Here is a 24,505-nt window from a genome sequence, read left to right as displayed (position 1 = left end):
CCGTGTGTGGCATCGCGTTGAGCATCGGCCCGGAGGCCGACCCGGCCACCTTCCGCCGGATGCTGACAGTCCTCGCCCCGCGCGGCGAGGTGACCGAGACCCGCCGGGAGGCCGGGCTGCTCGCCGGCACCCGCCGGCTGCGGATCGTCGACCGGGACCGGGCCGTGCAGCCCTGGGTCTCCGCCGACGGGCGGTTCCTGCTCTGCCACAACGGCGAGATCTTCAACCACCACGAGCTGCGCGCGGAGCTGACGCGACTCGGCCACCCGTTCCGCAGCGAGAGCGACACCGAGGTACTGCTCGCCGCGTTCCTGGCCTGGGGCGAGGACGCGGTGCGGCGGCTGCGTGGCGAGTACGCGTTCGTCGTCGTCGATCGGACCACCGGGCGGGCCTACCTGGCCCGTGACCCGATCGGGGTCAAGCCGCTGTACTGGTCCCGGGTGCCCGGCTGCCTGCACCTCGCCAGCGAGGTCAAGGCGCTGGTCGGGCACGGTGCGCCGGTGTGCGAGGTGCCCCCGGGGCACCACGGCTGGGCCGAGCCGGGCGGCGACGTCCGGCTGCGCCCGTACGTCGACCTGCTGACCCTCGGCGAGGGGCTGCCGATGGTGGACGACCCGGACGAGGCCGCCCTGCTCGTCCGTGCCGCCCTCACCGACAGCATCCGGATGCGGGTGGACACCGACCTGCCCCTCGGCGTGGTGCTCTCCGGCGGGCTGGACAGCTCCCTGGCCCTGGTGCACGCCCACCAGATGCACCCGAACTGCGTGGCGGTCACCGTCGGCGTGCCGGAGAGCCCGGACGTGGCGTACGCCCGGCGGCTCGCCGCCGACCTGGGGGTGCCGCACGAGGTGGTCGAGCTGCGCCCCCGTGACGTCCGGCTCGCCGATGTGCGGGAGGCCATCCGGATCTCGGAGCTGACCGAGTACGGGGACATCATCAACGCGGTGGTCTCGGTGCCGATCTTCCGTCGGCTCCGCGAGCTGGGCGTGCGGGTGGTGCTCACCGGGGACGGCTCCGACGAGCTGTTCGGCGGCTACCCGATGTACCACCAGGTCGGCCCCGAGCGGGCCCGCCGGCTGTTCCTGCACCGGATCCGCAACCTGTGCCGTACGGAGTTGCAGCGGGTGGACCGGGCCAGCATGGGCCACGGGGTCGAGGCGCGGGTGCCGTTCCTCGACCTCAGCGTGGTGGAGCTGGCGATGCGGCTGCCGCTGGAGCTGAAGCTGCGCGAGGGGCGGGAGAAGTGGATCGTGCGACGGGCCTTCGCCGACGTGCTGCCCGACTACGTGCTGCGCCGGCCGAAGAACCCGATGTCGTACTCGTCGGGGCTGCACGAGCGGGCCCGGCTCTACAAGCCGCTGTTCGCCCGGCTGCACCGCTCGTTCGGCTACCACCTGCTCGAACCCGTCCGGCGGGACTTCGACAGCGTGCTCAGTCGGTGCGGCAACGACCTGGACCGGGCCATCGCCGACGGGCTGGCCAGGCCGGACTACACGATGCTGGAGCACGCCCGGGACCTGGTCGGGGCGGCGAAGTGGAACGCCGCGCCGGTGGTCCGCCGGCTGGTCGGCCCGCGCGCCACGCGCCGTACGCCGGTCGGCTGACCGCTGAGCCGCCGGTCCGCGTCGCGGAACTGGCGGCGGTGGCGTGGCCGGACCCCGGCTCCCCGAGGCCCGGCCCACCCATGATCGACGTGACCGGGGCGGGGCGGCCGGACCGGCCGCCCCGCCGCCGGGTCACCGCAGGTAGGCGCCGGTCTCGCCGATCTTCCCGGGCGCCGGGTTGCCCGGCAGGTCCAGCACGTACACCCGCAGGTTGCCCTTGCCGGTGACGGCTGCGGACAGCGTCCCGTTGGTCACCGTCTTCACGTCGCCGGTGACCGCGTCGACGTACCGGCCGTTCGGAACCCCGGCGAACGTCGCGCTGCCGGAGACCGTCACCAGCGCGAAGCTGTCCACCGCGCCGGAGGTGAACCGGCGCTTGTACGCCATCGACCCGCTGATCCCCTCGGTCGAGTACTGCCCCTTCTGCAGGGCGGGCACCGCCCGGCGGATCTGGTTGAGCCGCTGCACGTGCTTGGCCAGCGGCTGGCTGAGCGTGGTGGCCACCGGCCCGGTGGCGGAGCTGACCTTGCCGAAGTCCGACGCGGTGACCGTGCCCTGAACGTGGTCGCCGTAGTAGGCCCGGCCGGTGGTGGCGAGGGGGCAGGTCGGCCCGCAGTCGATCTTCGCGCCCTTCTGGAACTCGATCTCCGAGCCGTAGTAGAGCGTCGGGATGCCCCGGAACGTCCACATCAGGCTCATGTTCTCCGCCCAGGCGTCGGTGCCCCCGGTGTACCGGGTGTTCGACTTGTTCGGCCCGTAGTCGTGGCTGTCGACGTAGACGACGTTGTAGGTGGCGTCGTTGTAGCTGTCGTCGGAGTCCTTGCCGTTGCCGTACGCGTTGTTGGCGTCGCCGAAGTTCATGTGCATCCGCATGTCGATGACGTTCATGCCGGAGAACTTCGAGTGGTCCGGGGCGTGGTAGGTGTTCCCGCGCAGGAACGCGTTGTCGGTGGTGGGCTGGCCGCCCGGGCCGGAGAGCTGCTCGTAGTCGAACTGTTCGATCGCGGCCCTGACGTCGTCGGGGCTGTACTCCTTGCGCTCCTTCCAGGTGAAGAACTGCGCCGAGTGGTTGACCGAGCCCCGGTTCCACTTGTCGTTGACGAACGCGGCGACCTCGCCGAAGACGTAGAAGTCCTTGCCCTTCTCGCCGTGCTTGGCCAGGGCGTGCTGCTGGATGGCCGGCAGGAAGCGACGGTTCCAGGTGACCCGGGGAATGTGCACGGCCGTGTCGATCCGGAAGCCGTCCACCCCCATGTCGATGTACCGGTTGTACGCGTCGATCAGGTACTGCTGCACGGTGGCGTTCTCGGTGTTGAAGTCGGCCAGGTCCTCGTGCAGCCAGCAGCTCCGGGCGTCCTCGCCCTCCCAATTGCCGATCCAGCACTGGTGGTACAGGTCGGCCGGGAACAGCTTGTTGGTCGGTGCCGGCCACTGGCACTCGTAGAGCTTGAAGCCCTCCGGGCTGGTCCCGTTCGGAGTGCCCCAGCGCGGGCACTGGTTGCCGGCCGGCGCGGCCGTCGACCACACGTCCCCGTTGTACGCGCGGCCCTTGGCCAGGGCGTTCTGCGCCGGGGTCAGCTCCGGGTCGGCGCCTGCGTGCTCCACCATCGGGTCGTACCCGCGGCCCGGCTCCTGCTTGCTGTACATCCACTTCCACTGCTCGTCGCGGACGCCGTACACCGTCGGGGTGAACAGGCCCTTGGCGCCCCAGCGGGAGCTGTGGTTGTAGACCACGTCCTGGAAGATCTTGATGCCCTTGCCGTGCGCGGTGTTGATCAGATCCTGGTAGCTCGCGCCGGGGCTCTCCAGGCGCGGGTCCACGCGGTAGAAGTCCCAGCCGTGGTAGCCGTGGAAGTCGTAGTCGGACCGGTTCAGCACCACCGGGGTGATCCACAGGGCGGAGAAGCCGAGCCCCTTGATGTAGTCCAGCTTGTCGATCAGGCCCTTGAAGTCGCCCCGGAACATCGGGTCGTTGTTGGCCGCGTTGCCGGACCTGACGTGCTGGCTGCCGCCCCGGTTGTTGGCGTTGTCGCCGTCGGCGAACCGGGCGGTCATCACGAAGTAGATGCTGTCCTCGCGGGGGTCACCGCCGAGCGGGCTGCCGGCCGTCGCCGGGGGCGGGCCGTCGCCGGTGGTCGCCGCCGCCCGGTCGCTGGCCGGTGAGGTGTTGCCGGCCGCGTCGTACGCCCGCACGGTGTACTCGTAGCGGGTGTTCGCGGTCAGCGCGCCGTCGAGGTAGCTGGTGGCGGCGGTGGTCATCGTGACCGTGCCCTCCGGCCCGCCGGTGCGGGTGAGCCGGTAGCCGGTGACCGCCCGGTCGTCGGTGGCCGCCGCCCAGGACACCGCCACCCGCACCCCGTTCGCGGTGGCGCCCAGCCCGGTCGGGGTGGAGGGCGCGGTGGTGTCCGGTGTCTCCGGCACACACGGCGCGGTCGCCCCGGCGGTCACCACACCCCCCTTGACCGTGGTCACCCCGGTCCCGATGGCGTAGTCCGCGCCGTTGTTGTTGTCCCAGTTCCCAGCGCCGTTGTTGAACGCCGCCTTCATCGTCGCGGCGGCACCCAGGTCGACCGTCCGGCGGGCCCAGCCGGTGCAGACGGCCTCCATCGGCACGCCGGGCACGGCGGTCCAGGCCCCACCGGCGGGCTGGTAGTGGATGTTCGCGGTGGCCCAGCCCCGGGTGGCGACGTGGTACCAGACGTCGGCCGTCCGGCCGGTCGACGGGGTGGGCGAGGGGGTGGGCGAGGGCGGGGTGCCGGCGCAGGGATCGCCCGCGCCGACCACGCCGCCGGACACGGTCACCGCACCGGTGCCGAGGCGGTAGTTGCGGCCGTTGTTGTTGTCCCAGGTGCCCGCGTTGTTGTTGAAGACCGCTTGGAGGCCGGCGGCGGACCCGGCGTCGACGGTCCGCTTGCGCCAGCCCGTGCAGGCCGGCTCCATGGGTACGCCCGGCACGGCCGTCCACGCGCCTCCGTCGGGGGCCCAGTGGAGGTTCACGGTGCCGGTCCACGCGGCCGGGGGCTGGTAGTAGACGGTCACGGTGTTCGCGGCGGCGGCGATGCTGAGCGGGGCCAGCCCGACGACCAGGCCGGCGGCCATCGCGGCCCCGATCATCCGTCGTCGTCGCCCGGTGCTGCTGCCCATCGGGGCTCCTCGGGGGTGAGATGTCGGCGCCTGGGCCGAAGGGGGACGGACCTTGCGGCAGCCCTCGGTTCGGGGGTGGACTGTCCGATCCGGACAGTTGCCTGACGTGTGTCGTCAAGAAGTACCGGATCTTTCTGCAAGGTCTTGCAAGTGTCGAGAAAGTTACCACCATCAACCTCCCGACACCAGATGTTCACAACAGGCGGGAAAACACCCCTGCCGGGACGCCTCCGGCCTGACCGCCGCGACGTGGCGTACGGGTGCTTGAGGTGCACCGGGGACAGGCCCGGCTGCTCTCGCCGTGGTGGACAACGGTCGATGGCTGATTTAGCGTTCAGGGATTATGCGTAGGACCTTCCTCAGCGCCGGCCTGGCCCTGCTGCTCGCCGTCACCGCCTGCTCCGGACCCGAGCCCACCGCCGCCGGGTCGACGCCGACCGGCCCGTCGACCGGCACTCCCACCGCGTCCCGGCAGAGCGCGGCCGAGGCCGAGCAGACCCTGGCCAGCCTGCGCAAGGTCGACGACCTACCGATGTGGGAGATGACCTTCGTCGGCGACTACGACCCCACCGTGGGCACCGACGCCGCGCCGCCCAGCCCGTTCGGCTGCTCGCTCTTCGCCGCGTGGGGCGACCGGGGCCGGCCGCTGTTCGCCCGCAACTTCGACTGGGAGGCCAACCCGGCCCTCGTGCTGCGCACCGACCCGCCGGACGGGTACGCCACGGTCTCCCTGGTCGACATGTCCTACCTCGGCGTCGGCGCCGACCCCACGGGGGACCGCCGGCTGCTCGACGCGCCCCTGCTGCCCTTCGACGGGATGAACGAGCGCGGGCTCGCCGTCGGACTGGCCGCCGACGACGCCGCCACCGCCCGACCTGAGGCGGGCAGGCCCACCGTCGGCTCGGTGCGCATCCTGCGGCTGGTGCTCGACCAGGCAGCCACCGTGGACGAGGCGGTCGCCGTGTTCGGCCGGCACAACCTCGACTTCGAGGGCGGACCGCCGCTGCACTACCTGCTCGCCGACGCCACGGGGGCGTCGGCCGTGGTCGAGTTCGTCGACGGGGCGCTGCGGGTCGAGAAGGGGCGGGGGAGCTGGCAGGCGCTGACCAACGTGCCCGTTGTCGGCGTACCCGAGGAGAAGCGGCGCACCGACCACCGCTACGGCGTGCTCGCCGCCGCGCTGGCGAAGGCCGGCGGGGTGGTCGACGACCGGGCGGCGCTGGAGCTGCTCAACGACGTCCGGCAGGGCCACACCCGCTGGTCGGTCACGTACGGCCTGCGCACCGGCGAGGTCCACCTCCGCACCGCCACGGGCACGGACCGCCAGTACCGCCTCCCGGTCACCCTCCCGTAGACCTGGGAGGATTTCGGCCCCCGGAGGGGCCGTTTCCTTCCACGGTCTCCCCGGGCGCGTAGGGCCGGCGCGGGGTGGGGCTGGGAGGGCATGCCGGTGGGCCGGGTGCCGGGGGATGCGATCCCCGGCGCCCGGCCCACCGTCCCCCTCGTCAGCGCTCCTTGGGATCGAAGGTGTAGTCCACCCCGCCCACGTCGTACTTCTCACCGATCTCCTTGGCCGGGCCGACCTGGACGACCTGGAGGACGTACGGCTTCTGCAGGACCTGGTCCACCGAGAAGCTGAGCGACAGCACCGGCCGCTCGTTCGGGTTGATCAGCAGGTCCTTGATCTGTGCCTTGGCCGGGTCGACGATCTGGATCGAGGTGTTGCCGACGACCCGGATGCCCTCACCCTGCGCACCCGCGGCCCGCCAGCGCTGGAACATCTCGGGGCCGAGGTCGGCGACGATCTTGGCTCCCGGCACCGCCTCGCCCAGCGGCCGGAACGCGAGGTCGAACTTGGCCGGCACGTCCAGGGCGTTCGCCAGGGCGTACGGCCGGACCGAGATCGAGCCGGGGGTGGCCGCCGGGACGGTGTTGGCGTTCTTCCAGGCGATGTTGTTGTTGTACTGCGTGTTGATGGACGTCGCCGGGCCCTCGAACAGCATCGGGTCGGTCGGTGACTCCCAACGCAGCAGGAGGCAGAAGTGCCCGATGGAGGGCACGTTGTTCCACGCGATCGACGTCGTGGTGACCCCGGAGGCGGCGACCACCAGCGGCTTCGCGCCGATCTGCGTCCAGTTCAGCGGCCAGTTCGCGGCGCCGCCGGAGGTGGTGTAGTACGCCTTCAGCGTTCCGCTGCTGATTCCGGAACCGTAGGGACCGTGGTTGTTCAGCTTCACGAAAATGTAACTCGTCGAGCTGACGACCGGATTCGTGGACGAGGCGCACTCCACCGCCGTGGGGCAGATCTTGATGTTCGGGCTGTTGAAGAACGACGAATAGATGGCGCCGTGCGGCTCGAAGCCGGTGTCGCTCGCGATGTCCTTGATGTAGACGTCGGTGCGGGCGTTGGCGGACATGCCGCTGCCCGAGTCGACGGCGGCCGCAGCGGTACCGCCCACGGAGAAGGCCATGACGGCGGTCAGGACGGTGCCGAACAGCAGTCGTGCCACGCGTAGACGTGGACGGGTGCGTGCAATTGTCATGCTGATTCCCTTTCGACGGGGCGGTGGGGGCCGAGTGCTTTTGGCGTTCCCGGTCACCCGGCTCGATTACTGTAGGGCAATGGCCGCGAACAATGAAACACTCAAGAATGTCGATTGCTTAAGAGGTGTCCATGTTTGCCGGGGAGGTGGTAATTCCCGGATACGGCGGAACATGAATCAAATAGTCACGCGTGATTGTGTATCAACGGCGGCCCGCGACGCTCCTGTACGCCTACCCGTTCGCGCCCCACCCGCCGGCCCGTACGCTGGGTGACCGTGAAGCGGATCCTGTTCGGCCGGCCGCTGCGCAGCGTGGCCTTCGACGTGGCGGTCTCCGGTTTCGTGGTGCTGTTCGGCCTCGCCGGCGCGGCCAACCAGTCCGGCGGGTGGTGGGGCACCGGCGTCGGCGCGGCGATGGCCGTGGCGCTGCTGTTCCGGCGCACCCACCCGTCGGCGGCGACGGCGACCATCGCCGTGCTCGCCCTGGTCCAGGTGGTCGCCGGCTGGGGACCGCTGGCCTTCGACGTCGCTGTGCTGATCGCCCTGTACAGCGTCGTGAAGTACGCCGAGCGGCTGCGCGACGGCATCGTCGCCGGGATCGTCGCCGCCGTCGGGGTGGTGCTGGGCGCGGCCCAGATGCAGGGCACGGCCGCCTGGTGGGCCACGGCGATCTGGTTCGGCCTGGTCACCGGCGCGGTCTGGTTGATGGGCCTCAACGTGCGCACCCGCCGGCTCTACGTGTTCAGCCTGGAGGAGCGGGCCACCACCCTGGAGCGCGAGCGGGAGGCCGAGTCGCGGGCGGCGGTGGCCGAGGAGCGCACCCGGATCGCCCGGGAGCTGCACGACGTGGTGGCGCACAGCATGGCCGTCATGATCGTGCAGGCCGACGGGGCGCGGTACATGTTCGACCGGGACCCGGAGACCGCCCGGGAGGCGGTGAAGGTGGTCGCCGACACCGGCCGGCAGGCGCTGGAGGAGATGCGCCGCCTGGTGGGCGTACTGCGGGAGCCGACCGCGCCCGACCCGGCGGCCGGGACGGACGGCGCGGGGCCCCCGGGCCTGTCGGCGGAACCGGTGCACCGGCGACCGGCGCTGGTGGGGCTGCCCGACCTGCTGGACCGGTTCCGCGCCGCCGGGCTGCGCATCGACTGGACGGTCACCGGCGAGCCCCCGGCGCTGCCGCCCGGCCTGGAGCTGACCGTGTACCGGGTGGTGCAGGAGGCGCTGACCAACGCCCTCAAGCACGCCGGGGTCGGTGCGACGGTCACGCTGGGCATGGACCACCCGCCCGGCGCCGTCGTGGTCCGGGCCGCCGACGACGGTCGCGGTCGGCCGGTGGTCCGGCCCGCGCCCTCCGGCGGCCACGGCCTGGTCGGCATGCGCGAACGGGTGACGGTGTACGACGGCAGCCTCACCGCCGGTCCCAGGCTGGCCGGGGGGTGGCAGGTCGAGGTGCGGCTGCCGCTACCGTCGAGCACCGGGACGGAGGTGGCGGCATGACGATCCGCGTGGTGATCGTGGACGACCAGGCGCTGGTGCGGGCGGGATTCCGGATGGTGCTGGACTCCCAGTCGGACCTGACCGTGGTCGGTGAGGCCATCGACGGCGCGGACGCGCTGCGGGTGCTCGACCGCATCGAGGCCGACGTGGTGGTGATGGACATCCGGATGCCGACCATGGACGGGGTGGAGGCGACCCGGCGGATCTGCGCAGGCCGCCCCGGGCGCACCCCCCGGGTGCTGGTCCTGACGACCTTCGACACCGAGTCCGACGCGTTCGCCGCGCTCCAGGCCGGGGCGAGCGGGTTCCTGCTGAAGAGCGTTCCCCCGGAGGAGCTGCTGGCCGCGATCCGCGTGGTGGCCGAGGGCGACTCGGTGGTCGCCCCGCCGATCACCCGCCGGCTGCTGGAACGGTTCGCCGGCCAGCTCGGCCCCGGCCCCACCGGGGACCCCCGGCTGACCCAGCTCACCGAGCGGGAGCGGGAGATCCTGCTGCTGGTGGCGCAGGGCCTGTCCAACGCCGAGATCGCCGCCCGGGTGCACGTCGCCGAGGCGACCGTGAAGACCCACGTCGGGCGGATCCTGGCCAAGCTCCAGCTCCGCGACCGGGTCCAGGCGGTGGTGCTGGCGTACGAGAGCGGCCTGGTCACCCCCGGGGGCTGACGGCGGGTACGACCCAGGTCGTACCCGCCGTCCCGGGCGGCGCACCCCTGGGCGCACCGAGGTCGAGCGCGCGGGTGGACGCGGGTCGGCCGGTGCCGCCCATAGCGTCGGAGACGTCCCAGCCGCCGTCTTCACGGGGAGCACCACGTGTCCGTACCACCTCCCGCGTTCGCCGCCTCCGGCGTCGCGGTCACCGCCCGGGGCCTGCGCAAGGAGTACGGCGCCGGTCAGGCGCGGGTCGTCGCCCTCGACGGCGTCGACGTCGACTTCGCCGCCGGCCGGTTCACCGCCATCATGGGCCCGTCCGGCTCCGGCAAGTCCACCCTGATGCACTGCCTTGCCGGCCTCGACCGGCCCAGCGCCGGCACGGTACGCATCGGCGACGCCGACACCGGACGGCTCGACGACAAGCGGCTGACCCTGCTGCGCCGGGACCGGGTCGGCTTCGTCTTCCAGAAGTTCAACCTGCTGCCCGCGCTGACGGCCGAGGAGAACATCGTGCTGCCGCTGGCCATCGCCGGCCGTCGCCCCGACCCGGGCTGGCTGCGTCAGGTGGTCGCCGCCGTCGGGCTGACCGACCGGCTGCGGCACCGGCCCGCCGAGCTCTCCGGCGGCCAGCAGCAGCGGGTCGCCGTCGCCCGCGCCCTGATCACCAAGCCGTGGGTGATCTTCGCCGACGAGCCGACCGGCAACCTCGACTCCCGCTCCGGCGCGGAGGTGCTGCGGCTGCTCCGCGAGGCCGTCGACACCCTCGGCCAGACCGTGGTGATGGTGACCCACGACCCGGTCGCCGCGAGCCACGCCGACCGGGTCGTGTTCCTCGCCGACGGCCGGCTGGTCCGCGAGCTGACCGCGCCGACCGCCGAGGCGGTCCTCGACGCCCTCGCCCGCCTCGACCCGGCCCCGGCCGGCGCCGCGGGGGGCCCTCGATGATCCGGCTGACCCTGCGCATGATGCGCGCCGACACCCTGCGGCTGATGCTCTCCTCGCTGGCCGTGGTGCTCGGCGTCGCCTTCGTCGCCGGCACCCTGATCTTCACCGACGGGATGAGACAGGGCGCGTACGACCGGGCCGGCACCTTCGACCGGCACACCGACCTCGCCGTGTACGCCGAGCGGACCCCGATCCCTCCCGCGCTGGTCGAGAAGGTGCGCGCGGTCGACGGGGTACGCGCCGCCGACGGGGAACTGACCGGCACCGCCGGGGTGGTCGGCTCCGACGGCCGGCCCGTGCTCGGCTTCGCCGTCCTCGCCGCGATCCCCACCGACCCGGCCCTCCAGTCGTACGACGTGGTGGCCGGGCGGCTCCCGCAGCGCCCCGGTGAGCTGGTGCTCGACGCGCCGACGGTGGCCGAGGAGGGGTTCACGCTCGGGTCACCGGTGAACGTGGGCGGCAGCGGGGGAGCGGCCCGCCCGTACACCCTGGTCGGCACGGTCGACGTGGCCGGCACCTCCCGGGACGTCGGCGGGCCGTTCATCGGCCTGGCCGGGCCCGACGCCCTCGCCGTCGCCGCGGAGAAGGGCTACGGGCGGATCATGGTGGCCGCCGCGCCCGGCGTGCCGGCGGCGGAGCTGGCCGACCGGCTGGCGGCGGTGACCGGTGCCGGCGTGACCGTGAAGGACCGGCAGGAGATCCTCGACGCCGCCGTCGAGGACGCCGTACGCGACCTGGAGCAGTTCAACCTGTTCCTGCTCACCTTCGCCGGAATCTCCGTGGTGGTGGCCGGCTTCGTCATCGCCAACACCTTTGCCATCATGCTCGCCCAGCGCACCCGGAGCACCGCCCTGCTGCGGCTGGTCGGCGCGACCCGGGGGCAGGTGTTCCGGGCGATGCTGCTGGAGGCGGCGGTGACCGGGCTGGTCGCCTCCGCGCTCGGGGTGGCCGCCGGGACCGGCCTCGCCGTCGGGATGGACGCGCTGATGTCCGCGTTCGACGTGCCCGTCTCCGGCGGGCTCGCCGTCACCGCGTCGACCGTGCTGACCTGCCTGCTGCTGGGCACCGCCCTCACCGTCGGGGCCGCCGCCGTGCCGGCCTGGCGGGGCACCCGGATCGCGCCGGTGGCCGCGCTCACCGACGCGGCGGTGCAGCCCACCCGCCGGGCCGGCCGGGTCCGGCTGGCGGCCGGCGCGCTGGTCTTTGGCTCGGGGGTGGCCGCGCTGGTGGCGGCGGGGAGCAGCGGCCAGGTGCCGCTGGTCGCGGCGGGCGGGGTGCTCACCTTCTTCGGCATCGTGCTGTTCGGCCCGGTGCTGGTGCCGGCGCTGGTGCGGGTGCTCGGCTGGCCGGCACGCCGGCTGTTCGGGGCGACCGCCGGGCTGGCCGTGGCGAACGCGGTGCGCAACCCGCGCCGGATCGCCGCCACCGCCACCGCGCTGGTCATCGGCATCGGGCTGGTGTCCGCTTTCGTGGTCGGGGCGCGCAGCGTCAAGACCGGCATCGAGCGGGCAGTGGACCAGCAGATCGGGGTGGACTTCCTGGTCACCGGCATCGGCGGGGGTCTGCCGCCGGACCTCGCGGACGAGCTGGCCGCCCGCGCCGAGCTGGGCGTCGTGCACGAGCAGCGCAGCCGGGTCAGCGGCGGGGTCGAGCTGCGGTCCGCCCACCCGGCGTTGGTCGGGCGCACCCTGACCGCCGTGGACGCCGGCGACGCGGGCCGGCTCGGCCCGGGCCGGGTGCTGGTGCACCGGGAGCTGGCCCGGGCGAAGGGCTGGGCGGTCGGCGACACCGTCACCCTGGCCGGGCGGCCGTTCGAGGTCGCCGCCGTCGTCGTCGCCGACGGCCCGTTGCTGGCCGGCAGCCCGGTCCCGGCCGGGCACATGGTCGATGTGGTCGACGCCGACTTCACCCGCCTCTTCCCGGCCGAGCGCGGCTACCTCGTCGAGGTCGACCCGGCCGCCGGGGTGCCCGCCGAGCGGGCCCGGGGGGCCGTCGAGTCGGTGGTGACCCGCTACCCGACGGTGAACCTGATGGATCAGGCGGCGTACAAGAAGATGCTCACCGGCACGGTCGACATGCTGCTGGCGTTCGTCACCGCGCTGCTCGGCCTGGCCGTGGTGATCGCGCTGGTCGGGGTCGCCAACACGCTGAGCCTGTCGGTGGTGGAGCGGACCCGGGAGAACGCGGTGCTGCGCGCGGTCGGGCTGACCCGGGGCCGGATGCGCGCCATGCTCGCCGTGGAGGCGGTGCTGATGGCGCTGGTCGGCGCGGTGCTCGGGGTGGGCCTCGGCGTCGGGGTCAGCGCCGGGGCGATGGCCGTGGTCGCCCGCCTGGGCGGCGACTTCGCGCTGGTCATGCCGTGGGGGCAGCTCGGGCTGATCCTCGGGGTGGCGGTGCTCGCCGCGCTCGCCGCATCCGTCCTCCCGGCCCGTCGGGCCCTGGCCCGACCGGTCGTGGAGTCCCTCGGCGCCGAGTGACGTTTCGGGGCCCCCGCCCGCAGGCGGGGGCCCCGAAACGATCCCTCGTTCAGAGCCGCTCGACGGCCGGGCCGTGGCACCGGTTGCGGGTGTCGAAGACGTACCGGGCGTGCCGCACCACCAGGTCGTAGTCGAGGCAGTCGTGGTCGGTCACCACGACCACCGCGTCGGCCTGTCGGACCTCGTGCTCGGTCAGCCCGACCACGGTCACCCCGGCGGGCACGTGATGCGGCTCGGCGTACGGCTCGACGGCGCGCACGTCCGCGCCGAGGGCCTGTAGGCGGCGGGCCACGTCGACGGCGGGGGAGTCCCGCATGTCCCCGGTGTTCGGCTTGTACGCCAGCCCGAGCAGCAGCAGCCGCGCTCCGTTGACCGCGCGGCCGACCCGGTTCAGCCCGCCCATGATCCGCTGGGCGACGTGCTCGGGCATCTCGTGGTTGACGTCGTTGGCCAGCTCGATGAACCGGAACTGACGCCCCAGCCGCCGCTTGACCTGCCAGGACAGGTAGCACGGGTCGATCGGCAGACAGTGCCCGCCGACCCCCGGCCCGGGGCGGAACGGCATGAACCCGAACGGTTTGGTCTCGGCCGCCTCGATCGCCTGCCACACGTCGATATCGAGGTGGTGGCTGAGCATCGTCAGCTCGTTGATCAGCGCGATGTTGACCTGGCGGAAGGTGTTCTCGATCAGTTTGGTCAGCTCGGCGACCCGGGTGGAGTCCACCGGCACGGTCCGCTCGACCAGCCGGCGGTAGAACCCGTCGACCCGGTCGCGGGACTCCGCGTCCACCCCGGAGACCACCTTCGGGGTGTTCTCCAGTTTCCAGGTGGGGTTGCCGGGGTCGATCCGCTCGGGGCTGTAGCCGAGGTGGAAGTCGCCGGGGCTGGTCAGCCCGCTGGCCGACTCCAGCAGCGGTCGGAGCAGCTCCTCGGTGGTGCCCGGATAGGTGGTCGACTCCAGGACCACCACGCAGCCCGGCCGCACGTACGGGCCGATGCCCACTCCGGCCTGTTCGACGAAGCTCAGGTCGGGGACGCCGTCGCGCAGCGGGGTGGGCACGGTGATCACGCAGACGTCGAAGCCCTCGGCCTCGGTGTACTCCGTGCTCGGCCGGTACCGGCCGCTGCCCAGCGCGCGGCCGAGCCGGTCGGTCGGGATGTCCTCGACGAAGGACTCGCCGGAGGCGAGCCGCTTGACCCGGTCGGCGTCGACGTCGAGGCCGACGACGTCCATTCCCGCCTCGACCGCCCGTACGGCCAGCGGCAGGCCGACGTATCCCTGGCCGATGACGACCAACTTCTCAGCGCTCACCCGTGCTCCCGCAGACGACGGAACATGCATCCTCGTCAGCGTAAGTGAGTATCTGCGTTTAAAGTCCGATTTGGGGATGACGGGGCCGGTGGGAAAGCCGCGACCCCGGCCGGACGGGTCATCCGGACCGGGGTCGGCCGGTGCGCGGACTCAGCCGTTCAGGACGGGCGGGTCGGCCGGCGTGCTCGCCGTGGTGGGCGGCGGGTCGGCCGGCGTGCTCGCCGTGGTGGGCGGCGGGTCGTCCGGCGTGCTCGGCGTGGTGGGCGGCGGGTCGTCCGGCGTGCTCGGCGTCGGCGTGCTGGACGGCTTCGGCGTGGCCGACCCGCTCGGCTGCGGGGTCGCCGTCGGGCTGGCCGGGGCCGAGGGGCGCGGGCCCGGCCGGCCGGTGCGACCCCCGTCGACCGCGGCCTCCTCGGTGGCGGCCGAGTCGTCGCCGTGCGTCGGGACGGCAGCCGGGGCGGTCGGCTGGTACTTCGTCGCGGGGGCGTTCTCGTTCTGCGTCGCGCCTAGGGCGGCGATGAGCCCGGCCAGCGCCACCAGCACCGCCGCGAGTGCGCCGAGCATGGTGCCACGCCGCGCACCGCGCCGGGCGGAGGAGGGGGCGGGCCGCCGTACCGGCGACAGGTCGTCGCGGGTGGTGCCGCTGGCGCCCGGGGCGGCGCCACCGCCAGCGGCACCGCGCAGCGGGACCGGCACGGTGCTGGTCGGCGCCGAGCCGTCCGCGACGGTGGCCCGCGCCGCCTCGGCCATCGCCGCGCCGGTGGCGAACCGCGCTGCCGGATCCTTCGCCAGGGCCCGGCCCACCAGCTGCCGCACCGATGCCGGAATCTCCTGCGGCAGCTCCGGCGGCTCGTCGTCCAGGTGTCGGACGGCCACCTGCAACGGGTTGTCCCCGGTGAAGGGCGGCCCGCCGGTCAGGCAGCAGTACGCCACGGCGCCGAGCGCGTAGATGTCGGTGGCCCCGGAGACCGGCCGGCCGGCTGCCTGTTCGGGGGCCATGTAGAGCGCGGTGCCCGGCACCGCGTCGGCGCTGGTGATGCTCGTGACGTTGGTCGACCGGGCCACCCCGAAGTCGACCAGCACGACGGTGCCGTCCTCCTGCACCAGCAGGTTGCTCGGCTTGACGTCGCGGTGCACGATGCCGCCGAGGTGCGCCGCGTGCAGCGCCTGCGCCGCCTGGGCGACGATCGACATGGTCTCGGCGACGTCGAGCTGCCCGGCCGCCTCGATCCGTCGGGACAACGGCTGGCCCTCGACGAACTCCATGACCAGGTAGTCGGCCCGCCCGCCGTCGGGCAGGTCGTCCTCGCCGCAGTCGTAGACCTGCACGATGCCCGGGTGCCGCAGGGCGGCCATGATCCGCGCCTCGGTCCGGAACCGGGCGATGAAGTCGGGGTCGGAGACCAGCGCCGGAAGCAGGACCTTCACCGCGACCTGGCGGCCGAGGATCTGGTCCGTGGCCCGCCAGACGTCACCCATGCCGCCGGTGGCGACACGGTCGTCCAGGCGGTACCGACCGCTGAGTACGACTCCCGAAGACAACACGGCACTACCGTACCCAGAGCCGGCGCGGAGCACTTCTCGTGATCTGGCCCAATCGGACGGGCCCGTCGTGGCGACGGGGCAGCGGCGGGATTCCCGGGTCGGATATCCTGTGACCATTTCGCGACAGTTGGTGACAGTGTTGGTCGAGTGGGTGGGTCAAGCGGGTCGTGGCCTGCATCAACCGGGGCTCCGCGCCCCTTGCGGGCGGGCTCGCGCGTAGGCCGACCCTGGATGTGTTACATCGACACGCCGGTCAGGCGGGTTGATAATTCTCACTCTTTTTTCGGCAGTCCGTGCCTTGTCCACCCGACCCTCCACTCCTAGCGTTAGCCCGCCCGGCGGCGTTGGCACGGCACTCCGTCGGCGGACGTGCCACGTGCTGCGCCCGGACGCGCCGTACCGGCGTCGGGCGCGATCTGGTCAGCGGGGGGCTGATGGTGCGGGATGAGGTCCGGCCGCCGGGCCGGGTCGGTGTCGCGTGCGACGCGGTCGGCGTACGCCGGTCTTCGGGGACCGGGCGGCGGGGACGGCGGAGCCATGGCCGGTGAGCTGGACGAGGCGGTCGTCGCGGCGCGGGCCGGCGACGAGGACGCCTTCCGGTTTCTCTACCGCAGCCTCCAGCCCGGCCTGCTGCGCTACCTGACCGCACTGGTCGGGGCCGAGGCGGAGGACGTCGCCTCCGAGACGTGGTTGCAGATCTCCCGCGACCTGCCGACCTTCACCGGCGGGGAGTTTCGCGCCTGGACCGTCACCATCGCCCGGAACCGGGCCATGGACCATCTGCGCCGCCAGCGCCGGCGGCCCTCGATGCCGGTGCCGGTGCAGACGCTCAGCGACCTGGCCGGTGACGCCGACACCGCCGAGCGGGCCGGCGAGACGCTCGGCACCGAGGCCGCGCTGGCGCTGATCGCCACCCTGCCTCCTCGGGAGGCCGAGGCGGTGCTGCTGCGTGCCGTCGTCGGCCTGGACGCTGAGACCGCCGCCCGGGTGCTGGGCTGCCGGGCCGGCGCGGTGCGCACGGCCGCCCATCGCGGTCTGCGCCGGCTCGCCGCACTCGTGCAACGTCACGATCCGCTCCCGGCCGCGACGCCGTCCGTCATCCCGCCCCTTCCCCGGACGGATCGGTCGGCCCCGGACGCGCCGCGTGTCGAGCCGGCGGACGGTGACGTGAGGGGACACCGATGATCTTCCGTCAACCAGACCGCCCCGGGCGGCACCCTGCCGACCGGTCCGAGTCCGACCGGCTCCTCGACGCGGCCTGCGCCGCCCGGAACGGCGCGGCACCCCGCCCGGGCCCGGCCGGGCAGCACGAGGACGCCGCCGTTGCCCGACGGGGCCGGGTCGCCGACCGGGAGGACGCCGTCGGCCCCGGCAGCCCCGGCGGAGATCCGCTGGCCCGGCTGCTCGCCGCCGCGGCCGGGCCGACCCGCCCCGGCGAACTGGCCGGGGAGGAGACGGCGCTGGCGGCCTTCCGGGCCGCCCGGGTGGCCCCGGCGTCGGCCCCGGCGCGGACGCCCCGCCGGCTCACCGTCGGTGTGGTCGCCTGGATCGGCGCGCTGGCCGTCACCGCCACCGCTGGTGCCGCCGTCGCGGCGTCCACCCTGGACCGGGCGGAGAAACCGGCCCCGCCGGCACCGTCCACCGCGTCGGCCAGCCCCGCAGACCCGGGCGCCACCGGACCCACCGCGCCCCGCCCCACCGGATCCGGCCCTGGCGGATCCCCGTCCCCCATCCCTGCCCCGACCGCCACGCCGTCCGGCGCCGGCCCGTCCGGCCCGGCCCGGCCCGGGACGCCGGGCACCGACACCCGCAGCCCCGCCCCGGGCCGCTCAGGCGCCGGCGCCCAACTGCCGGGGCTGTGCCGGGCGTACCTGGCCAAGTCGGCGGCCCAGCGGGAACGGGCGCTGGAGAAGCCCGGCTTCGCGCCCCTGGTCGCCGCCGCCGGCGGGGCCGCCGAGGTGGAGAGCTTCTGCCAGGATCTGCTGGCCGGAGCGGATTCCGGGCAGGTCCCCACCGGGCGCCCCGCCGACCCCGGCTGGCCGGACCGGAACGCGGCGGAGGCGACCGGCGGCGAGATCCCGGACGCGGCGAAGCTCCCGTCCTGACCCGGGCGGACGGCCACCTCGCGCCCCGACGGGACGACCGGCGACGAAACATCTGTTACGGCAAGACGAGCGGATTTCGTCTGCTAGACAGAGGATGGGTACACCCCGGACGCCCGGACCCGGTCACGGTCACGAAACGGCCGTCACCGGTGTGGTCGTCAGTCAACCAGCGCGGGAAGGACAGCGCGGGAAGGAATCGCCTCGTGGTGACATCGCCGGAGCTGGACCGGAACACCCGCTTGCGGGAGGCGGCCGACGCCGCCCGGCACATCGCCCGGATCTGCTTCAAGACCGGTCCACCCACCCACACCGGCGTCGAACTGGAATGGACCGTGCACGACGCCGCCGACCCCGCCCTCCCCGTCGACCGGGAACGGCTGCTGGCGGCGCTGGGGCGACACAGCCCCGTCACCATCGACGACTCCAGCCCAGCCGCACCGCTCCGGCACGGCAGCGCCGTGACCGTCGAGCCCGGCGGCCAGCTCGAGATATCCACCCCGCCGCAACCCTCGGTCGCCGCGCTGATCGAGGCCACCGACGCCGACATCGCCCAGGTCACCGGCCTGCTCCGGGCCGCCGGGCTCGCCCTCGGCCGCACCGGCATCGACCCGTTCCGGACACCGCGCCCGGTCGTCGACACCCCGCGCTACCGCGCCATGCGCTGCGTGTTCGACCGGGGCGGGACGGCCGGCCGGACCATGATGTACAGCACCGCCGGCCTCCAGGTCTGCCTCGACGCGGGTGAACCGGACCAGGTGGCGGCCCGCTGGGCGGCGGCGCACGCGGTCGGCCCGCCGCTGCTCGCCGCGTTCGCCACGGCCGGGCGGCACGCCGGGCGGCGCACCGGCTGGGCGTCCGCCCGGATGGCGGCCTGGCTGGCCATCGACCCCGCCCGCACCCGGCCGGTCTGGTCCCCGGCCCGGCCCGACGCCGACCCGGTGGCGGCCTGGACGACGTACGCGCTGGCCGCGCCGCTGCTCTGCCTGCGCGACGACGACGCGGACTGGACCCCGCCGGCGGGGGTTACCTTCGGCGACTGGCTCGCCGGCGCGCTGCCCCGCCCGCCCACCACGGACGACCTGGACTACCACCTGAGCACCCTGTTCCCGGTGGTCCGGCCCCGCGGGTACCTGGAGATCCGCTACCTGGACGCCCAACCGGGGCCGGACTGGCGGCTCCCGCTGGCCGTGCTGGCCGCGCTCTTCGCCGACCCCGGGACGGTGGCCCGCGCCGCGAGCGTCGCCGCCGCGGTGGCCGACCGGTGGGACGTCGCCGCCCGGCACGGGCTGGCCGACCCCCCGCTGGCGCGCGCCGCCACCGGCCTGCTCGACCTGGCGCTGGCGGCCCTGCCCCAGCTCGACCTGCCGGCCCCGCTGCACGCCGAGACCGCCCACGCACTACGGGGGCGACTGACCGCCACGGAGAGGGGAACGCGGTGACGACCATCCACGAACTCGGCACGGAGCGGCTGCGCGACCGGATCGCCGCCGAGCTGGAGCGCGCCCGGACGCGGACGGCCCTGCTCACCGAGGCCGTCGACGACGCCGACCTGATGCGCCAGCACTCGCCGATCATGTCCCCGCTGGTGTGGGACCTCGCCCACGTCGGTAACCAGGAGGAACTCTGGCTGGTCCGGGACGTCGGCGGACGCGAGCCCGTCCGGCGGGACATCGACGACCTGTACGACGCGTTCAAGCAGCCCCGTCGGGACCGCCCGGCGCTGCCGCTGTTGCCGCCCGCCGAGGCCCGCGCCTACCTCGCCACCGTCCGGGACAAGGTGCACGACCTGCTCGACCGGGTGCCGTTCACCGACCGTCCGCTGGTCGCCGACGGGTTCGCCTTCGGCATGATCGTCCAGCACGAGCAGCAGCACGACGAGACCATGCTCGCCACCCACCAGCTCCGCCTGGGCCCGCCTGCGCTGCACGCCCCGCCCCCGCCGGAGCCGCGCGCCCGGGTCGCCGACGAGGTCCTCGTCCCGGCCGGCGAGTTCACCATGGGCACCTCCACCGACCCGTGGGCGCTGGACAACGAGCGCCCCGCGCACACCGTCCGCCTGCCCGCGTACGCCATCGACGCCGCCCCGGTCAGCAACGGCCGGTACGTCGAGTTCATGGCCGACGGCGGCTACGACGACCCGCGCTGGTGGAGCGAGGCCGGCTGGCGGCACCGTACCGAGGCCGGGCTGACCGCGCCGATGCACTGGCGGCGTGACGGCGGCGGGTGGGCGTACCAGCGGTTCGGCCGGTGGTCCCCGGTGCGGGCCGACGAGCCGGTGGTGCATGTCTGCTGGTACGAGGCGCAGGCGTACGCCGCATGGGCCGGCAGGCGGCTGCCCACCGAGGCCGAGTGGGAGAAGGCCGCCCGCTGGGATCCGGCCACCGGCCGGTCCCGCCGCTACCCGTGGGGCGACGAGGACCCGACCGCCGAGCATGCCAACCTCGGGCAGCGGCACCTGTGGCCGGCGCCGGTGGGCGCGTACCCGGCCGGCGCGTCGCCGCTCGGGGTGCACCAGCTCGTCGGCGACGTCTGGGAGTGGACCGCCAGCGCTCTCCGGGGGTACCCCGGGTTCGCCGCGTTCCCCTACCGGGAGTACTCGGAGGTGTTCTTCGGCGAGGACCACCGGGTGCTGCGCGGCGGGTCGTTCGGCACCGACCGGGCGGCCTGCCGGGGGACGTTCCGCAACTGGGACTACCCGATCCGGCGGCAGATCTTCAGCGGCTTCCGCTGCGCCCGCGACGCCCGGCCGGAGGAAGCACCCCGGTGACGCCGCACCCGGTGGCGACCGCGCCCCGGCGGACGTCCGGCGGGGCTGCGGGCCCGACCGGCGGTGCCGCCTGATGTGCCGGCACCTGGCGTACGTCGGGCCGCCGGTGAGCCTGCGGGCCCTGCTGTACGACCCGCCGCACTCCCTGGTGCGACAGTCCTGGGCGCCCCGGGACATGCGCGGCGGCGGGACGATCAACGCCGACGGCTTCGGCGTCGGCTGGTACCCGCCCGGCGGCGGCGCGCCGCTGCGTTACCGGCGGGGCACGCCGATCTGGGGCGACGTGACGCTGCCGGAGCTGGCCACGGCCACCACCAGCGGCGCGGTGCTGGCCGCCGTCCGGTCGGCCACCGTCGGCATGCCGGTGCTCGACACCGCCGCCGCGCCGTTCGCGGAGGGTCCGTGGCTGTTCAGCCACAACGGGGTGGTCCGCGGCTGGCCGGACGCGGTGACCGGGCTCGCCGGCCGGCTGCCCGTACGCGACCTGCTCACCCTCGACGCGCCGACCGACGCGGCGCTGCTCTGGGCCCTGGTACGGCACCGGCTGCGTGCCGGGGACGACCCGGCGCGGGCGGTCGCCGACACGGTGACGCGGGTCGCGGCGGCGGCGCCCGGGTCCCGGCTCAACCTGCTGCTCACCGACGGGCGGACCGTCGTGGCCAGCGTCGCCGGCCACGCGCTGTCGCTGCGGCGGACCCCCGGCGCGGTGCTGCTGGCCTCGGAACCGCACGACGACGAGCCCGGCTGGCAGGCGGTGCCGGACGGGCGGCTGGTGGTGGCCACGACCGCCGGGGCCCGGGTCGACACCCTGTCCGGGGGCGCACCCGTCGACCGGCCGGCAGGTGGGGAAACGACACGAGTGACGGAGGGGGACACCTGATGAGCGTCGAACCGCTGGAGATCTACCTGGAGGAGCAGGACCTCGGTCGCGGGCTGCGGGAGGACGTGCGGACCGGGCTGACCGCAGCACCGAAGTGGCTGCCGCCCAAGTGGTTCTACGACGCCCGGGGCAGCGAGCTGTTCGAGGAGATCACCCGCCTGCCGGAGTACTACCCGACCCGGGCCGAGCGGTCCGTGCTGGCCGAACGGGCGGGCGAGATCGCCGAACTGACCGGGGCGAAGACGCTGATCGAGCTGGGCTCCGGCTCGTCGGAGAAGACCCGGCTGCTGCTGGACGCCTTCACCCGCCGGGGCGGGCTGGGCACGTTCGTGCCGTTGGACGTGTCGGTCAGCGCCCTGCGGCAGTCCACCGAGCAGATCGCCGCCGACTACCCCGGGCTGCGGGTACGCGGCATCGTCGGGGACTTCACCAGGCACCTCGATCGGCTGCCCGCCGGCGGACGCCGACTGGTGATCTTCCTGGGCGGGACCATCGGCAACCTGCTCCCCGCAGAGCGGGCCGGCTTCCTCGCCGGCATGCGCGCGGCCCTGGAGCCCGGCGACTGGCTGCTCCTCGGCACCGACCTGGTCAAGGACCCGGCGGTGATCGTCCCCGCGTACGACGACGCGGCCGGGGTGACCGCCGAGTTCAACCGCAACGTGCTGCGGGTGGTCAACCGGGAACTGGGCGCCGACTTCGATCCGGAGGCGTTCACCCACGTCGCGCTCTGGGACCCGGAGCGGGAGTGGATCGAGATGCGGCTGCGCGCCGAGCGTCCGCAGCGGGTCCGGGTGCTCGACCTGGACGTGGCGTTCGCGGCGGGGGAGGAGCTGCGCACCGAGGTGTCGGCGAAGTTCCGCCCGGAGGGGATCGCGGCGGAGCTGGCCACCGCCGGCTTCACCGTCCACGAGTTCTGGACCGACACCGACGGCCTGTTCGGCGTGACCCTGGCCCGCGCCGACTGAGCCGCTGGACGCGGGGGACGCAGCAGGCCCGACCCGGGGGACGCCGTCCACCCGCGTCGGCCCCCGGCCGCGCCGATCGGCTAGGCTGCCGGGGCGAAGGGGAGTAGCCCCCAATGTCGTGGTCGACACGCTGGTGCGTTCCGCATCCGGCCACGCGGCCCCACCTGAGGTGGGGCGGGCGAGACCTTCGACCCAGGCTGTGCACAACAGCCGGGTCGAGGGCGCCCCATACCCCGGCCCGGCACCATCGGGAAGGGTGTCATGGAAGGTTTCCTCGTCGCGCTGGTCGTCAGCTTCGGCGTCATCTTCGTCGCCGAGCTGGGCGACAAGTCCCAGCTCATGGCGCTGACGTTCGCCACGCGGTTCAAGACGGTCCCGGTGCTGATCGGTATCACGATCGCCACCGCCCTCGTCCACCTGGCCTCGGTGGCCATCGGATACGGGCTGGGTGCCGCCCTGCCCACCGGGTGGATCTCCCTCATCGCCGGCATCGCGTTCCTCGGCTTCGGCGCGTGGACGCTGCGCGGCGACAAGCTCACCGAGGAGGAGAAGCGCAAGGCCGAGCGGAGCGGCAAGTCCGCCATCTTCGCCGTCGGCGTCGCGTTCTTCCTCGCCGAGCTGGGTGACAAGACGATGCTGGCCACCATCACCCTGGCCACCAAGTACGGCTGGTTCGGCACCTGGCTGGGCTCGACGATCGGCATGGTGGCCGCGGACGCGCTGGCGATCGTCGTCGGCCGGATGCTCGGCCGGCACCTGCCGGAGCGCACCATCCGGTACGGCGCGGCGGTGCTCTTCGCCATCTGCGGTCTCTGGCTCATCTTCGAGGCCGTCGCCGAGCTGAACTGATCCCGACTACCGCCTGCCGGGGCGGGTAACGGCCCGGGGTGAGGTGGGAGGAATTCCTGCGCCAGGGCGACCAAATGCTGGTCGCCCTGGTGGAGGTCACGGGCGCGCTGGTGATCTTCGTCGGCGCGGCCTGGGCGGCGCTGCGGTTCGTGGTCGAGGGACTGCGCCACCGCAGCGCCGCCGTCTTCACCCCCATCCGGCTCTCCCTGGGCCGGTTCCTCGTCCTCGGGCTGGAGTTCCAGCTCGCCGCCGACATCCTGCGCACCGCCGTGTCGCCGACCTTCGACCAGATAGGTCAGCTCGCGGCCATCGCCACCATCCGGACCGCGCTGAACTTCTTCCTGCGTCGTGAGATCGCCCAGGAGCAGCGACAGGTGACCCCGGGTCGATGACCGCGCCGCGTCGTCGCCTGCGGTCCCGCTCGCCGGCCATCCGGCGGCCCGGTCACCCGCCGTCTCCCGTTTCGATTCGAGGCACCCGCCGGGCTCCGGCCCGCTGACGGGTGCCCGGTCGGGTCGGTGTCGTGTCGACAATCCGCAGCGCGCTGCGCCGAGGAAGATCACGGCCTACCGTGGGGCACGGGAGACAAAGCGGATCAATCGGGAGGATGACGGTATGAGCCGGCACGATGAGCCCAACGAGTACGGTTTCGCCGGTGGCGCCACCGCGCCCCAGCCGCAACCCGGCGGGCGGCCCGACGAGCAGGACCTCGCCGAGGAGGTGGCCGTCCCGGGCGATGACCTCACCGAGCCGTTCAACGAGGCGATCAGCGAGGAGACCGAGCAGTCCGAGGAGGACGAGCCGGCCGAGCGCCGACGCTGAGTCCACCGGTGGGGGCAACGGCAGTCGGCCGGCCCCACCGCCGCACCCGGGAGGCGGGCCCGCCGCGTCGCGAGGGGTGGCCGGCCCCGCCCCGGGCTGCCCCGGGCTGGCCGTCCGCCGGCTGGCTCCCGGACCGCCGTTGCCAGCCGCCCTGCCCCGGCGGGCCGCCGAGCGACACCCGTCCGCCGGGTCGTACGTCACTTCCCGGGTCCCGGGGCAGTTGTTCCGAACGAATTCGGCGATGCGTGCGGCCCTATTAATGGCGATGTCTTGTCGAATGGGCCGTTTGCGGCATTTGACCGCTTACATCCTCTACAGTCGGTGGAGCCGAATGCGCTGGGTGGGGGTGTCGGAGCCGGTGACCGCCCCGTGACTGCTGAGGAGCTCTTGTGCTTGA

At 73.8% G+C, this 24,505-nt stretch carries 19 protein-coding genes; 15 read left to right on the top strand and 4 right to left on the bottom strand.

Features of this window, described 5'->3' with window-relative positions; all coding sequences use genetic code 11:
- The first annotated feature begins 2 nt into the window (after positions 1-2).
- Positions 3-1,604, top strand: a complete 1,602-nt coding sequence (locus tag ACFYZF_RS09205; protein WP_387017509.1) for an asparagine synthetase B family protein — start codon at positions 3-5, stop codon at positions 1,602-1,604.
- 132 nt (positions 1,605-1,736) lie between these two features.
- Here ACFYZF_RS09205 and ACFYZF_RS09200 read toward each other — a convergent pair whose 3' ends face one another.
- Positions 1,737-4,748: a carbohydrate binding domain-containing protein gene (locus tag ACFYZF_RS09200; RefSeq protein ID WP_387017508.1), complete on the bottom strand. Its 3,012-nt coding sequence runs from the start codon at positions 4,746-4,748 to the stop codon at positions 1,737-1,739.
- A gap of 343 nt (positions 4,749-5,091) precedes the next feature.
- On the opposite strand from ACFYZF_RS09200, the gene ACFYZF_RS09195 reads away from it, so the two are divergent.
- Positions 5,092-6,102 carry a linear amide C-N hydrolase gene (locus tag ACFYZF_RS09195; RefSeq protein ID WP_387017506.1) on the top strand — a complete coding sequence of 337 codons (1,011 nt, stop codon included), beginning with the start codon at positions 5,092-5,094 and terminating at the stop codon, positions 6,100-6,102.
- Between the two features lie 151 nt (positions 6,103-6,253).
- Here the strand turns inward: ACFYZF_RS09195 and ACFYZF_RS09190 are convergent, their stop codons facing one another.
- Complete coding sequence (locus ACFYZF_RS09190; protein WP_387017504.1) at positions 6,254-7,291, bottom strand: hypothetical protein; 1,038 nt, start codon at positions 7,289-7,291, stop codon at positions 6,254-6,256.
- A gap of 276 nt (positions 7,292-7,567) precedes the next feature.
- Between ACFYZF_RS09190 and ACFYZF_RS09185 the strand changes: the two genes are divergently transcribed.
- The 4 genes from ACFYZF_RS09185 to ACFYZF_RS09170 all read left to right on the top strand — a co-directional run bounded on the left by ACFYZF_RS09185 (position 7,568) and on the right by ACFYZF_RS09170 (position 12,863).
- Positions 7,568-8,791, top strand: a complete 1,224-nt coding sequence (locus tag ACFYZF_RS09185) for a sensor histidine kinase (protein WP_387017503.1) — start codon at positions 7,568-7,570, stop codon at positions 8,789-8,791.
- A complete protein-coding gene (locus tag ACFYZF_RS09180) occupies positions 8,788-9,453 on the top strand; it encodes a response regulator transcription factor (protein ID WP_350888027.1) in 666 nt (221 codons plus the stop codon). The genes ACFYZF_RS09185 and ACFYZF_RS09180 overlap by 4 nt, the downstream gene beginning before the upstream one ends.
- A 204-nt stretch (positions 9,454-9,657) precedes the next feature.
- Positions 9,658-10,386 carry an ABC transporter ATP-binding protein gene (locus tag ACFYZF_RS09175; RefSeq protein ID WP_387018381.1) on the top strand — a complete coding sequence of 243 codons (729 nt, stop codon included), beginning with the start codon at positions 9,658-9,660 and terminating at the stop codon, positions 10,384-10,386.
- Positions 10,383-12,863: an ABC transporter permease gene (locus ACFYZF_RS09170; RefSeq protein ID WP_387017501.1), complete on the top strand. Its 2,481-nt coding sequence runs from the start codon at positions 10,383-10,385 to the stop codon at positions 12,861-12,863. Before ACFYZF_RS09175 ends, ACFYZF_RS09170 begins: the two co-directional genes overlap by 4 nt.
- Positions 12,864-12,912: 49 nt before the next feature.
- Here the strand turns inward: ACFYZF_RS09170 and ACFYZF_RS09165 are convergent, their stop codons facing one another.
- The gene (locus tag ACFYZF_RS09165) at positions 12,913-14,175 is read right to left on the bottom strand and encodes a nucleotide sugar dehydrogenase (protein WP_387017499.1); all 1,263 of its coding nucleotides are present in this window, start codon (positions 14,173-14,175) and stop codon (positions 12,913-12,915) included.
- A 150-nt stretch (positions 14,176-14,325) separates the two neighbouring features.
- Positions 14,326-15,720 carry a protein kinase gene (locus ACFYZF_RS09160; protein ID WP_387017497.1) on the bottom strand — a complete coding sequence of 465 codons (1,395 nt, stop codon included), beginning with the start codon at positions 15,718-15,720 and terminating at the stop codon, positions 14,326-14,328.
- Between the two features lie 537 nt (positions 15,721-16,257).
- Here ACFYZF_RS09160 and ACFYZF_RS09155 point away from each other — a divergent pair.
- From ACFYZF_RS09155 to ACFYZF_RS09115, 9 genes are all read left to right on the top strand, one after another.
- On the top strand, positions 16,258-16,905 hold the full coding sequence (locus tag ACFYZF_RS09155) for an RNA polymerase sigma factor (RefSeq protein ID WP_387017495.1): 648 nt from the start codon (positions 16,258-16,260) through the stop codon (positions 16,903-16,905).
- On the top strand, positions 16,902-17,825 hold the full coding sequence (locus tag ACFYZF_RS09150) for a hypothetical protein (RefSeq protein ID WP_387017493.1): 924 nt from the start codon (positions 16,902-16,904) through the stop codon (positions 17,823-17,825). Before ACFYZF_RS09155 ends, ACFYZF_RS09150 begins: the two co-directional genes overlap by 4 nt.
- Positions 17,826-18,028: 203 nt before the next feature.
- On the top strand, positions 18,029-19,264 hold the full coding sequence (egtA, locus tag ACFYZF_RS09145) for an ergothioneine biosynthesis glutamate--cysteine ligase EgtA (RefSeq protein WP_387017492.1): 1,236 nt from the start codon (positions 18,029-18,031) through the stop codon (positions 19,262-19,264).
- The gene (gene egtB / locus ACFYZF_RS09140) at positions 19,261-20,592 is read left to right on the top strand and encodes an ergothioneine biosynthesis protein EgtB (RefSeq protein ID WP_387017491.1); all 1,332 of its coding nucleotides are present in this window, start codon (positions 19,261-19,263) and stop codon (positions 20,590-20,592) included. The genes egtA and egtB overlap by 4 nt, the downstream gene beginning before the upstream one ends.
- 73 nt (positions 20,593-20,665) lie before the next feature.
- On the top strand, positions 20,666-21,472 hold the full coding sequence (egtC, locus tag ACFYZF_RS09135; RefSeq protein WP_387017489.1) for an ergothioneine biosynthesis protein EgtC: 807 nt from the start codon (positions 20,666-20,668) through the stop codon (positions 21,470-21,472).
- Entirely contained in the window at positions 21,472-22,437 is a 966-nt protein-coding gene (gene egtD / locus ACFYZF_RS09130) for an L-histidine N(alpha)-methyltransferase (RefSeq protein ID WP_387017487.1), read from the top strand. The genes egtC and egtD overlap by 1 nt, the downstream gene beginning before the upstream one ends.
- 261 nt (positions 22,438-22,698) lie before the next feature.
- On the top strand, positions 22,699-23,286 hold the full coding sequence (locus ACFYZF_RS09125) for a TMEM165/GDT1 family protein (protein WP_387017485.1): 588 nt from the start codon (positions 22,699-22,701) through the stop codon (positions 23,284-23,286).
- A 74-nt stretch (positions 23,287-23,360) separates the two neighbouring features.
- Positions 23,361-23,678, top strand: a complete 318-nt coding sequence (locus ACFYZF_RS09120; RefSeq protein ID WP_387018378.1) for a DUF1622 domain-containing protein — start codon at positions 23,361-23,363, stop codon at positions 23,676-23,678.
- A 223-nt stretch (positions 23,679-23,901) separates the two neighbouring features.
- On the top strand, positions 23,902-24,108 hold the full coding sequence (locus ACFYZF_RS09115; RefSeq protein WP_387017484.1) for a hypothetical protein: 207 nt from the start codon (positions 23,902-23,904) through the stop codon (positions 24,106-24,108).
- Positions 24,109-24,505 lie beyond the last annotated feature (397 nt).

The sequence above is a fragment of the Micromonospora sp. NPDC001898 genome (assembly GCF_042891255.1).
GTDB lineage: Bacteria > Actinomycetota > Actinomycetes > Mycobacteriales > Micromonosporaceae > Micromonospora.
Note: the sequence above shows the minus strand (reverse complement) of the source record. Positions and strands in the feature narration are given on the sequence as shown.